The organism is Haloplanus sp. GDY1 (assembly GCF_023703775.1).
GTDB lineage: Archaea > Halobacteriota > Halobacteria > Halobacteriales > Haloferacaceae > Haloplanus > Haloplanus halophilus.
In genome coordinates, this window is record NZ_CP098514.1 from 390,146 (window position 1) to 402,319 (window position 12,174).

Here is a 12,174-nt window from a genome sequence, read left to right on the forward strand (position 1 = left end):
CGCGGCGACGCCTGCCCGCCAGCGCGAGCCGCTTTCGAATCGAAAGTCGACAGGGGGAGACATCACCGCAGTCGAAGTCGCAACCGAACTAAGAGAGCAGCCCCTACCGTGAACAACCATGGAGGCTCGCACCGCACGCTTCGACGTCACGGGGATGTCCTGTGCCGACTGCTCGGCGACGGTCGAGGACGCCCTGTCGGCGCTCGACGGCGTGTCCGGAGCGACCGTCAACTTCGCCACCGACGAGGGGACCGTCGAGTACGACCCCGAGGCGGTGTCGCTTCGCGAGATCGTCGCCGCCGTGGAGGACGCGGGGTACGGCGTGGTCACCGAGTCGGTGACCGTCGGCATCGCGGACATGTCGTGTGCGAACTGCGCGGAGACCACCGAGGCGGCACTCGACGCCGTCCCCGGCGTCGTCGACGCCGACGTGAACTACGCCACCGACGAGGCACGGGTCACCTACCTCCCCGGGGAGACCGACCGCGACGCGCTCTACGCCGCCGTGGAGGACGCGGGGTACTCGCCGGTTCGCGAGGACGCGGACGCGGGCGGGGACGACGCCCGCGACGTCGCGCGCCGGGACGAGATCCGCAGGCAGTTCCGGCTGACCGCCTTCGGCGCCGCGCTCGCCGCTCCGCTGTTGCTCCTCCTCGGGGAGAAACTCCTGCTCGGCGGCGGCGTCGTCCCCGACCGGCTCCTCGGCGTCCGGTTCGGCTGGGTCGAGTTCCTGCTCGCCACGCCCGTCCAGCTCGTCCTCGGGCGGCCGTTCTACAGGAACTCCTACACGGCGCTCGTGCGGAACGGCCGCGCCAACATGGACGTCCTCATCGCGCTGGGGTCGACGACGGCGTACGTCTACTCCGTGGCCGTCCTCCTCGGGCTGGTCGCCGGTGGCCTCTACTTCGACACCGCGGCGCTCATCCTCGTGTTCATCACGCTCGGGAACTACCTCGAAGCCCGGTCGAAGGGGCAGGCCGGCGACGCGCTGCGGGAACTGCTGGAGATGGAGGCCGAGACGGCCACCCTCGTCCGCGAGGACGGCACCGAGGAGGAGGTCCCCCTGGAGGACGTCGCCGTCGGCGACCGGATGAGGGTCCGCCCGGGCGAGAAGGTCCCGACGGACGGCGTCGTCGTCGAGGGGTCGAGCGCCGTCGACGAGTCGATGGTCACCGGGGAGTCCGTCCCCGTCGGGAAGGGCGAGGGCGACGAGGTGATCGGCTCGACGATCAACGAGAACGGCGTCCTCGTCGTCGAAGCGACGAAGGTGGGTGCGGACACGGCGATCCAGCGGATCGTGCGGACGGTCGAGGAGGCCCAGTCCCGACAGCCGGAGATCCAGACCCTCGCGGACCGCATCTCGGCGTACTTCGTGCCCGCGGTCATCGCCAACGCCCTCCTGTGGGGGGTCGCCTGGTTCCTCTTCCCCGCGACGCTCGCCGGCGTCGTCGAGTGGCTCCCGCTGTGGGGGTTGGTCGCCGGCGGTCCCGCCGTCGCCGGCGGCTCGGTCTCGGGGTTCGAGTTCGCCGTCGTCGTCTTCGCCTCGGCGGTCCTCATCGCCTGTCCCTGTGCTCTGGGGCTGGCGACGCCCGCGGCGACGATGGTGGGGACGACCATCGGCGCCCGGAACGGCGTCCTGTTCACGGGCGGCGACGTCCTCGAACGCGCCAAGGACGTCGATACGGTCGTCTTCGACAAGACGGGGACGCTGACCGAGGGCGAGATGGAACTGACCGACGTCGTCGCGTTCGAGGGCGACGGACCGGTCCCCGACGCCGCCGCCGACGGCGGACGGCTGGCGGCCCGCGGCGGCCGAACCGAGGCGGACGTCCTCCGCGTCGCCGCGACGGCCGAGCGGGGGAGCGAACACCCCCTCGCCCGGGCCGTCGTCGAGGGCGCCCGGGACCGCGGCGTCGAGGTCGACGACCCCGCCGACTTCGAGAACGTGCCCGGACACGGCGTCCGGGCGACGGTGGAGGGCGACGAACTGTTCGTCGGCAACAGGAAGCTCCTCCGCGACGCGGGGATCGACCCCTCGCCGGCCGCCGAGGTGATGGAACGCCTCGAACGCGAGGGGAAGACGGCGATGCTGGTCGCCCGCGTGCCCGCGGACGGCGAGGGCGAACTGCTCGGCGTCGTCGCCGCCGCCGACACGGTCAAGCCGAGCGCGAGGGAGGCGGTGAGGGCGCTCCGCGAGCGGGGCATCGACGTGATGATGCTCACCGGCGACAACGAGCGCACCGCTCGCGCGGTGGCCGAGCGGGTGGGCATCGACCCCGAAAACGTCCGTGCGGAGGTGCTCCCCGAGGACAAGTCGGACGCCGTCGAGGCGATTCAGGCGGAGGGTCGCGCGGCGATGATGGTCGGGGACGGCGTCAACGACGCCCCCGCCCTCGCCGTCGCCGCCGTCGGCTGTGCCATCGGCTCGGGCACCGACGTCGCCATCGAGGCGGCGGACGTGACGCTGATGCGCGACGACCCGCTGGACGTCCTGAAGGCCGTCCGGGTCTCGGAGGCGACCCTCGCGAAGGTCGAGCAGAACCTCGTCTGGGCGCTCGGCTACAACACCGCGATGATCCCGCTGGCCTCGCTGGGCCTGCTCCAGCCAGTCCTCGCGGCGGGTGCGATGGCCCTCTCCAGCGTCTCGGTGCTTTCCAACAGCCTGCTGTTCCGGCGGTACGTCCCGGACCACGACTACCGGCTCCTCGGTCGGCTCCGCGGCGTCGCGACCCGCGAACGGAACACCGATATGGGAGACTCCCGAACCGCCGGCCGATGACGCTGTCCCCGGAGGAACGCGACCGACTGGCGGATATCGTCCGCCTCCAGCCGACGAAGAACAAGGAGTTACAGGAGCGCTGGGGACTCGACAGCGGCAGCGAGGTCCACGGCTACCTGGAGGACCACCTGAGCGACTACTACTACCGCAACGACGACAGTTACATCTGCGCGACCCCCGAGGCGGCCGAACTCACCGGCGTCGAACCCGGCATGGAGGGCGGCGAGGACGGCCCGCAGGTGATCCGCGTCCCGGAACTCGAAGCGTGGGTGTTCGAGGTGGTCGCCGGCCCCGACGAACGCTCCGAGAGCGTCGTGAGCGTCCTCGAGAAGGTCCGCGAGTCGTTCGACGCCGACCCCGAGGTGGACGCGGTTCGCGAGGCGCTCCAGAGCCTCCGGCGCAAGGGCGTCGTCGAGGTGGTGTACCGCACGGTGCCCACCTTCAAGCTCGCGGTGGCGCGCGACGACGTCGACGTGGAGGTCGTCTAGTGGCGGTCGCGTTTCAGTCGCTACCGTAGCGCCGCCGTCGCCGCCGTCGCCGCGCCAGCAGCCGCCGAATCGCCTTCCCGGGGCCGCCCCCGATGGGCCACCCGCGGGTGCGCCAGGCCGGCGGTTCGGGCTGGAACTCCGGACACGACCCCGAACACTCGGCGGCGGTCTGGTGGCACTCCTTGGCCACGCACCAGGGGACGAACGCCCCCGAGCGCTCCCGGAGTTCGAACCACCGACAGTCGGGGCGCATCGTGTCGACGTAGGACCGCCAACCGGACCCGTAGGCGCGCTCGGCGAGTTCGAGCCGCCTGTCGGCCTTCTCGTCGGCCGACAGGGACGTGTCCGCGTCCGGATCGAGCGACGCGGGGTGCCACACCACCGCCGCGTCGGGGACGCGGCCGTCCCCGTCCCCGCACGCTCCCTCGAAGTCGAGAGCCAGCACGCCCGCCTCGACGGGCAGGTCCTCCAGCAGGACGGGTTCGACCGTCTCGCCCGTGGCGGCGGTGGCGACCCACACCTCGTCGGCGAGGGCCGTCTCCACGTCGTGTGTCACCTGGTCGGCGAGCGCCCGCGCCGCGCTCGCGTCCAGGTCGGGCTTGTTCTCGACGGCGACGATCCGGCGCACCCAGTCGGGGTAGGGGGCGATCCGTCTGATCTCGATCCGGTTGCCCGACCGCCGCTTCTCGACGACGCCCCGGTCGGCGGCGCGGTGGACCGCCGCGCGCACGTAGCGCCACGGGTAGCCGGGGTGGGGGAGGGCGTCGCGGTACCACGCCCACTCCGCGGGGGCGTGACGGACGACGTGGAGCAGGTCGGCGTCGAGCGTGTCCGCCCCGAAGGCGGCGCGGGCGGCGAGCCCCTCGGGGTCGGCCTCGACCACGACGGTGTCCCAGCGGCGCCGCCGGGTGCCGAGTTGGCGGGCGACGACCGGCACGGCGTCGGCCTCGCGGTCGGGGGGCCAGGCGCGTTCGGCCCACCGACAGGTGACGAGTTCGAAGCCGAACTCGGCGTCGCCGGGGTAGCCGGTCACGGCCGTGACTGGGCGGTCGGGGGGCTAAGGCGTGTCGGTGACGACGGCGCGGTCACCCGAGGTACGTCCGCTCGCCCTCCTCGGCCTCGGCCTCGGCCGCGAGTTCGTCGAGATAGTCGTGGGCCTGTTCGAGAATCTCGCGGGGGCCGTCCTGTGTGATCGTGTTGATCGCCTGCTCGTAGTCCCGCCACTGGAGGTCGCGGTGCTCGTTCGAGAGCTCCGCGCTCGCCTCGAACGAGCGGGCGATGAACAGGTGGACCGTCTTGTGGATGGTGTTGCCGCCGGCCTCGAACACGTAGTCGTACTCCTCGCGGAAGCCGTCGATGAGCCGGAAGTCCTCGATCCCGGCCTCCTCGGTGACCTCTCTGATCGCAGTCTGCTGAAGCTCCTCGTCCCCCTCGACCCCGCCTTTGGGGAACTCCCAGTCCCCCGGTCGGCTCTTCAGGAGCAGGTACTCCCGGTGGCCACGGGTGTCGCGGAAGAGGATGGCTCCAGCACTGGTCGCTTCGACCGTCATTGCCGGCAGTAAACGGTCACGGGTTAATAGAATGTCGGACGGGGGCGAACGGGCCGCGGGGACGGACGGGTGCGTTTTTGAGTCTCGGGCGCACACGGGCGTAGTAACGATGGCCTTCGTCACCAAACTCAGCTTTCAGAGCGGCGACCGGGAGGTCCTGGAGTCGCTCGTCACGGATCTGAAGGAGATGGTCGAACGCAAGGGCGCCCAGTGCAAGGGCCCCCACTCGTCGCCGCCGGAACGGCTCACGGTCCCGCAGTATCGCACCCTCGGACCCGGCGAGCAGTTCGACCCCTGGGAGTACACCAGTTACTCCCGGCGGCTGGAGATCCACGGCAGCGACGAGGTGGCCCGACGGGTGGGGCACATGGACTTCCCCGAGAGCGTCCACGTCGAGATCGAAGTCGACCGCAAGAAGCCGCTGGGCCACCGAACCGAGTAGCGGTTACGTCTCCGCGTCGACGACGCCCAGCAACTCGCCCGTTCCCGTCGACTCGGCGTCGTCGAACGCCGTCACCCGCAGTCGGACGAGCGTATCGGTCAGCCCCCGATCCGCGTCGGGGAGGGTGATGATCGTGTCGCCGACCCGCACCTGCGCGACGCCGTCGGCGTAGCCGGTGACGAACGCGGTGAGTTCGTCCCCCGCCGCGTACGTCGGCCGGTTGGTCCGGAACGTCCAGCCCTCGAAGAACTTGCCGACGTTCATACGCGGGCCACCTCCTCGCTCTGGCGGTCGGGGACGTACTCGAGTCCGTAGCCGGTCCCCGCCGCGACGAGGAAGACGGCGACGAGGAACCAGCCGTGGAAGACGTACGGCCAGACCGCGGCGGGGTTGGCGAGCATCGCCTCGGTGAACCAGTCGAACTGCTGGGGCAACTGCGTCATCGCCGCGTAGCCCGCCAGCACGCCGCCGCCCCACGGGAAGATGTACCCCAGCGCGGAGGTGTTGGCGTCGAGGATGTTGGCCCGGCGGTAGCCGTTGATGTTGAACCGCTGGCCGAGCGTGCGGATGAAGGGCGCGATGGCGATCTCCGCCGCCGTGTTGATCGTGATGGTGGCGTTGACGATGGCGGTGCCGATGACCATCGTCCCCTCCGCGCGCCGGACGGTGGTCGCGACGTTCTCCAGCAGCCACTCCTCGATGGCGGCGAAGCCGCCGCCGGCCCGCATCACCTGCGCGGCGCCGACGATGAGGAGGACGAGGACGATCAGCGGGAAGAAGCCGAGCGCCCCGGTGTAGAGGCTGCCGCCCACCGCCGCCGAGGCGTCGGGCGACACCTCGATCACCGCACCGACGACGGGCAGGCCGTCGAGCGTCGCGGCGACCCCCGACTCGGCCGACGACCGGAAGACGAGCATGGCGGAGGCGGGCGCGAGGCCGAGCAGGAGGTTCAGGACGACGGAGACGATCAGCCCCCACGAGATGGCCTCGATGATGTGACGCCCCTGTATCGCGGTGCCGATGACGACGGCGATGGCGAGCAGGTGGACGAGGCCGAGGGGGCCGGTCCCCGCGCCGGCCGTCGCACCCACGTCGAGGGGCTCGCCGGCCATCGCACTCCCGGCGACGACGTAGCTCGCGAGCGCGAGGACGGCCGCCACGACGGCGTACTTGAACCGCGAGGCGACGACGCCCCCGATGTCGGCGTCCTGGGTCACCGCGCTCACGATGGTGGTGTCGGAGACGGGTGCGAGGTTGTCGCCGAAGACGGCGCCCGAGAGGATGGCGCCGAACATGAGGACGGGGTCGGCCCCGAGCAGGATCCCCGCGGGGTAGACGAGGCTAGTGAAGGCGACGGCGGTGCCGTAGCCGGTGCCGATGCCAGTCGCCAGCAGGGCGGCGAAGATGAACGTGAGCGCCGGGAACAGCGCCGAGCCGACGTTCGCGGCGCTCGACGCCCACACGAGGCCGTCGACGAAGCCGCCGGCCTGGATGGTGTCGGCGAACATGCCGGCCCAGAGCCAGGCCACCACCGCGGTGGCGGCCACGCGCTGGGTCATCCCGTCGAAGATGACGTCCGCGTAGGTCTTCCAGTCGCCCCTCACGAACAGCATGCCGACGATCAGGCCGACGAGCATGCCGATGACGAGGCCGGAGGTGTCGCCGATGCCGAGCAATCCGCTCTGGACGACGGCCCAGACGATGAAGACCGCGAGGGGGAGGGCGCTCATCGCCCGGCCGCCGTAGAACTCGATGCGCGAGTCCGTCGGTGGACCGTCGGGGAGGTCGGGGTCGCTCATTCCGGTCGGCGGGTCATCATTCATGATGATTAAAACGCCCGAAACGCGCCCGGCCCGCCGCGCCACCGCGAACACCGTGTGGGGGACCACTTATGCCCGCCGCCGGCCATCTGGTGGACATGAGCGTAGACGGCCCCGAGTACGAGTCGCTACTGGACCTGCGCCGTGACCTCCACCGACACCCCGAACCGGGCTGGCGCGAGTTCTACACCACGGCCCGCCTCGTCGACGAACTGGAGACCCGACCGCTCGACGAACTCCACGTCGGCCCGGAAGTCCTCGCCGAGGAGCGCCGCGGCGTGCCGGACGACGCCGAACTCGACGAGTGGGCCGAGCGGGCCGTCGACGCCGGCGCCCGCGCCGACGTCGTGGATCGGCTGGCGGGCGGCTACACCGGCCTCGTGGCGGTCCTCCGGCGGGGCGAGGGGCCGACCGTCGGCCTCCGGGTCGACATCGACGCCCTCCCGATCACGGAGGCCGACGAGGCGCCCCACCGCCCCGCGGTCGAGGGCTTCCGCTCCGAGAACGAGGGGTTCATGCACGCCTGCGGGCACGACGCCCACGCGACGATCGGGGTGGGCGTCCTCGACGCCGTCGCCGCGAGCGACTTCGAGGGGACGCTCAAGGTGTTCTTCCAGCCGAGCGAGGAGACCATCGCCGGCGGCGAGCCGATGGCGAAGGGCGGCCACCTCGACGACGTGGACTACCTGCTCGCGCTCCACGTGGGGCTCGATCACCCCACCGGCGAGGTGGTCGCGGGCGTCGACGGCTTCCTCGCGGTGAGTCACTTCCGCGCCGAGTTCGCGGGCGCCTCGGCCCACGCCGGCGGCCACCCCGAGCGCGGGCGCAACGCCGTCCAGGCGATGGCGGCGGCGGTGCAGAACCTCTACGGCATCCCGCGACACCACGACGGCGCCACGCGCGTCAACGCCGGCCTCGTCGGCGGCGGCACCGCCTCGAACATCGTCCCCGAATCGGCGTTCGTCGAGGGCGAGGTGCGCGGCGAGACGACCGAGTTGATGGAGTACATGGACGACCACGCGGCCCGCGTGCTCCGCGCGGCCGCGGAGATGCACGACTGCGAGGTGGAGATCCACGACGAGGGTCGGGCACCGGGCGGCGAGAGCGACGACGAACTCGCCGCCGTCGTCGGCGCCGTCGCCGCCGAGACGGCCGGCGTCGAGTCGGTTCTCGACAGCGACCAGTTGGGGGGCAGCGAGGACGCCACCTACCTGATGCGACACGTCCAGGAGCGGGGCGGCCTCGCCGCCTACGTCGGCGTCGGCACCGACCACCCGGGCGGCCACCACACGCCCACCTTCGACGTGGACGAGGAGACGATCCGAATCGGGGTCGACGTGCTGTCGGAGGCCATCGAGCGGATCGGGGCCGAGCGACCCGGGTCGGCGTGACGACGGGCGCGGACGCCGCCGGAGCTACTCCAGCAGTACCGAGAACCCCCACCGTGCCGACGACTCCGGCTCCGCCGCGTCGGAGACCACGGCGACGGTCGTCTCGAAGCGATACTCCCCGACCGGAAGACAGCCGTCCCCGTCGGGCGTCGCGTAGAGGTCGACCGGACGGCTACTCGACCCGCCGGCGGTCACCTCGAACGTCCGGTACTCCTCGGTGACGGCGACGCCCTCGGTGAGCCGCCAACAGTCGGGATCGGCGGGGTAGTCGCGCCCGGGCTCGCCCGGGAGCAGTACGAGCGCGCCCGAGTCGTCCGTGACGTACTCGAAGTGGACCGCGCGCCCCTCGCCGACGCGAACCGGCTCGTCGCCCGCGTTCGCGAGCCGCGTCCGGAGTCGGGGCGGATGCTCGGGCGTCGCGGCCTCGCGGACGATCTCGACGGCCGGTCGGATCGGGAGGGCCGGACAGTCGTCGACGGCGACGAGGGTCACGCCCGGGCCGCCGGTCCCCGCCGGTCGAGTCTCGGCGACGGCGTCGCCACAGGAACGGACGCCGTCGGCGTCCGGCCCCGGCGACCCGTTTTCGTCGATCGATCCCGTCGGCGTGGCCGGATCGTCGGCACCGTCGGTCGGCGCGGGGTCCTCGCCGGCACAGCCGGCGAGACCGGCTAGGAGTGCGGGGCCGACGCCGCCGACGCCGCGGAGATACCACCGTCGTGTCTGGCGCATACGTGACAAAGTATCCACAGGTACGTAACGCTGTCCGCCGGGGCCTAGTACTTCGGGTCCGCGCCCGTCGTCTCGTACACCCGGTCCATCAGGTCGTCGCGCTCGGCCTGCCAGGCGTCGAGGCCGGCGGGGTCCGACGGGTAGGAGTCGTACCGGTCCATCAACTCCTCGGCGAGCTTCTTCGTCCGGTAGAAGTTCAGGATCGTGCCCCAGTAGCCGAAGCTCCTGATCGCGCTTTTGAGCTTGAGGCCGAGACCCATGGAGGTCGACCCCGAGTACAGCGCCTCGGCGAGTTTCTCGCCCGGGAGCGCCGCCAGCAGGCCCATCAGGTCGTCCACGTCCACGGCCGTCGAGAGCACGTTGTACACGTCGAGGCCGGCGTACCGCCCGCCGAAGTGATCCATGACGCGCTCGTTGTACTCCCAGAGCGCCGCCTCGGTGGGGTCGTCGAGGGCGTCGACGATGGCCTCGGCGGCGTAGGTGCCGGCGTAGGCGGCGCCCGCGATGCCCCCGCCGGTCGTCGGGTTGACGTGGCCGGCGGCGTCGCCGACGGCGACGAACCCCGGCGCGACCGCCGAGTCGTAGGGGCGCCGGGTGGGCAGCGCAGCGCCGAGTTTGTCCCGCACCTCGGCGCCCGCGAACTCGGGGCGGTCCTGCAGGTCCGCCCGGAGGTCCTGGACCAGTTTCATGGGTTCCTCGTTCATCTGGAAGCCCAGGCCGGCGTTGATCGTCGTGCTCGTCCGCGGGAAGTACCAGAGGTAGCCCGCCGCACGCTGGGTGGGCTTGAACACGAGGGCGTCGTCCCACTCGACCGCCTCGGGCACCTCGACGATCTCGCGGTAGGCCGAGCAGAACTGCGAGTAGGAGACGTTGGTGTCGAAGGTGGCGTCCGCCAGGTCGGCCTTGTCCTGCAGGATCGAGAGGGCGCCGGCGGCGTCGACGGTGACCGCCGCCTCGTAGGTGACGGGATCGCCCTGCCGGACGGCGCGGACGCCGGTGATCCGACCGCCGTCCTGACGGACGTCCTGCACGACGGTGTCGTAGTGGAAGTCGGCGCCGGCGCTCTCGGCGCCGTCGATGATCCGCCGGCCGTACTCGTGGCGGTCGATGACGGCCAGTTCGCCCGGGACCGGGATATCGAGGACCGTGTCGTGCTCCGGGAGTTCGAACCGGCCGTGATCGACGCCCGTGTTGGTGAAGGAGGCCTCGATCCGCGACTTCGGGATGGCGTCCGGGAAGGCGTCGGCGCCCTTCAGGGCGTCGCCGCAGGCGATGTGCCCCGCCTCCGCCTCGTCCTTCCGCTCGACGACGACGACGTCGAGGCCGTCGCGGGCGAGGCTGGCCGCGGCGTAACAGCCGGCCGTCCCCGCCCCGACGACGACGACGTCGCACTCGTGGGTGGTCATTGGTGAGGTGTCGCGCCCGCGGTGGGAAAACTCTTTATGGAAGTTGCAAGGCTAAAACCCCGCCCTTCAGGGTGGGGAGGATGTCAATCCCGTTTCGTCGCCGGTGATCCGACGGAACGCGCGTTCGGCGTGCGACACCCGACGCGCTCACGACGCCGCCTCGACCGCCGCCTCGACGACCGCGCGTGCCTCGGCGACGAGTTCGTCGACCGCGTCGCTCTCGGCGTAGAGGCGGACGTACGGTTCGGTGCCGCTCGGCCTGACCAGCAGCCACGAGCCGTCGGGTCGTTCGAGGCGGACCCCGTGGGCGGTGTCGACGCTCGCCTCGGGGAACGCCTCCGGGAGCGCCGTTCCCAGGCGCTCCATCGCCGCGGCCTTCGCCCCGTCGGGGCAGGGGACGCTCACCTTCCGGTAGGGGCGTTCCGTCACCGGCTCCCGAAGCGCGGGGAGCCCCGCCGCGGCGACGAGGCGAGCGATCACGGCGGCGCTGACCACGCCGTCGATCCACCCGCCGAAGTCGGGGTGGACGTGCTTCCACGGTTCGGCCGCGAAGGCGACCGTTCCGCCCGCCGCCCGCACGCGAGCGATCCCCTCGTGGAGGGCGCCGAGGGCGATGCGTTCGGTCCGCCCGCCGGCCGCGGCGACCCGTTCGTCGATCCGGGCGGAGGCGTTGGGCGTCGTCACGACGACCGGATCGGTCGCGTCGCTCGCCCGGACGTAGCGCTCGGCGACGACGGCAAGCACCGTGTCCTCGTGGACCACCTCCCCCTCGCCGTCGACGACGACGATCCGGTCGGCGTCGCCGTCGTGACCGATCCCCAGTTCCGCGTCGCCGTCGGCGACGAACCGCCGGAGGCCGGCGAGGGAGTCGGGCGTCGGCTTGCTCCCCCGGCCCGGGAAGTGGCCGTCGACGTTCGCGTGCAGGGTGACGACGCTCGCGCCGAGTTCGCGGAGGACCGTCGGCGTGGCGAGGGCGGCCACGCCGTTGCCACAGTCGACGGCGACCCGCAGGCCGTCTAGGGAGGCGCCGAACCCGCGGGCGTAGTCGACGACCGCTTCGCGGTAGGCGGGGAGCGGGGACGCCTCCCGGCGCTCGCCCCACGCGTCCCACGCGACCGGCCCTTCGCCGGCCTCGACCCGCCGTTCCACCCCCCGCTCGGCGTCGCCGTCGTACTCCACGCCGTCGACGAAGGCCTTGATGCCGTTGTCGCCGGGCGGGTTGTGCGACGCGGTGAGCATCACGCCGCGCCGCCCCCGCGAGGCGAAGGCGAGCGTCGGGGTGGGGACGACGCCGATCCGTCGAACCGAGGCGCCGCCCGAGAGGACGCCCGCCTCGACGGCGGCGGCGAGGCCCGCGCCGGTCGTCCGGCCGTCGCGACCGATCACCACTTCGGGGTCCTCCGCCGTCGCCGCCGTCCCGTCGACCGCGTCGCGGCCGACCGCCCGCCCGACCGCCACCGCGAGTTCCGGCGTCACGTCCGTCTCCACGCTGCCGCGGATGCCCGCCGTCCCGAACAGGTCCATACCGACCCTCCGGGAGCCACCGGTTTGTATCGGTCGGTGGCGGTA

11 protein-coding genes are annotated in these 12,174 nt (G+C 72.0%); 4 read left to right on the forward strand and 7 right to left on the reverse strand.

Going from position 1 to position 12,174, the window contains the following annotated elements; genetic code table 11:
• Nucleotides 1-118: 118 nt before the first annotated feature.
• Nucleotides 119-2,779, forward strand: a complete 2,661-nt coding sequence (locus tag NBT67_RS02190) for a heavy metal translocating P-type ATPase (RefSeq protein ID WP_251343184.1) — start codon at nt 119-121, stop codon at nt 2,777-2,779.
• Nucleotides 2,776-3,267, forward strand: coding sequence for a DUF5797 family protein (locus tag NBT67_RS02195; RefSeq protein ID WP_251343185.1), 492 nt, complete (start codon nt 2,776-2,778; stop codon nt 3,265-3,267). The genes NBT67_RS02190 and NBT67_RS02195 overlap by 4 nt, the downstream gene beginning before the upstream one ends.
• A gap of 13 nt (nt 3,268-3,280) precedes the next feature.
• Here NBT67_RS02195 and NBT67_RS02200 read toward each other — a convergent pair whose 3' ends face one another.
• Together NBT67_RS02200 and NBT67_RS02205 are read right to left on the reverse strand one after the other, a co-directional pair.
• Nucleotides 3,281-4,300 (reverse strand): DUF5787 family protein, encoded by a 1,020-nt coding sequence (locus tag NBT67_RS02200; RefSeq protein ID WP_251343186.1) that lies wholly within the window; start codon nt 4,298-4,300, stop codon nt 3,281-3,283.
• Nucleotides 4,301-4,352: 52 nt separating this feature from the next.
• On the reverse strand, nt 4,353-4,817 hold the full coding sequence (locus NBT67_RS02205; protein WP_251343187.1) for a bis(5'-nucleosyl)-tetraphosphatase: 465 nt from the start codon (nt 4,815-4,817) through the stop codon (nt 4,353-4,355).
• Nucleotides 4,818-4,926: 109 nt separating this feature from the next.
• Between NBT67_RS02205 and NBT67_RS02210 the strand changes: the two genes are divergently transcribed.
• Nucleotides 4,927-5,259, forward strand: coding sequence for an uS10/mL48 family ribosomal protein (locus NBT67_RS02210; protein ID WP_251343188.1), 333 nt, complete (start codon nt 4,927-4,929; stop codon nt 5,257-5,259).
• 3 nt (nt 5,260-5,262) lie between these two features.
• Here NBT67_RS02210 and NBT67_RS02215 read toward each other — a convergent pair whose 3' ends face one another.
• Nucleotides 5,263-5,523 carry a DUF7513 family protein gene (locus tag NBT67_RS02215; RefSeq protein WP_251343189.1) on the reverse strand — a complete coding sequence of 87 codons (261 nt, stop codon included), beginning with the start codon at nt 5,521-5,523 and terminating at the stop codon, nt 5,263-5,265.
• Entirely contained in the window at nt 5,520-7,058 is a 1,539-nt protein-coding gene (locus tag NBT67_RS02220; protein WP_251343190.1) for a Na+/H+ antiporter NhaC family protein, read from the reverse strand. The genes NBT67_RS02215 and NBT67_RS02220 overlap by 4 nt, the downstream gene beginning before the upstream one ends.
• Nucleotides 7,059-7,177: 119 nt before the next feature.
• Between NBT67_RS02220 and NBT67_RS02225 the strand changes: the two genes are divergently transcribed.
• Entirely contained in the window at nt 7,178-8,470 is a 1,293-nt protein-coding gene (locus NBT67_RS02225) for an amidohydrolase (RefSeq protein WP_251343191.1), read from the forward strand.
• A 24-nt stretch (nt 8,471-8,494) separates the two neighbouring features.
• On the opposite strand, the gene NBT67_RS02230 is transcribed toward NBT67_RS02225, so the two are convergent.
• The 3 genes from NBT67_RS02230 to NBT67_RS02240 form a co-directional block, all read right to left on the reverse strand.
• Nucleotides 8,495-9,199 (reverse strand): hypothetical protein, encoded by a 705-nt coding sequence (locus NBT67_RS02230; protein ID WP_251343192.1) that lies wholly within the window; start codon nt 9,197-9,199, stop codon nt 8,495-8,497.
• Nucleotides 9,200-9,243: 44 nt separating this feature from the next.
• Complete coding sequence (locus tag NBT67_RS02235) at nt 9,244-10,605, reverse strand: geranylgeranyl reductase family protein (protein ID WP_251343193.1); 1,362 nt, start codon at nt 10,603-10,605, stop codon at nt 9,244-9,246.
• A 147-nt stretch (nt 10,606-10,752) separates the two neighbouring features.
• Nucleotides 10,753-12,129 (reverse strand): phosphohexomutase domain-containing protein, encoded by a 1,377-nt coding sequence (locus tag NBT67_RS02240; RefSeq protein ID WP_251343194.1) that lies wholly within the window; start codon nt 12,127-12,129, stop codon nt 10,753-10,755.
• Nucleotides 12,130-12,174 lie beyond the last annotated feature (45 nt).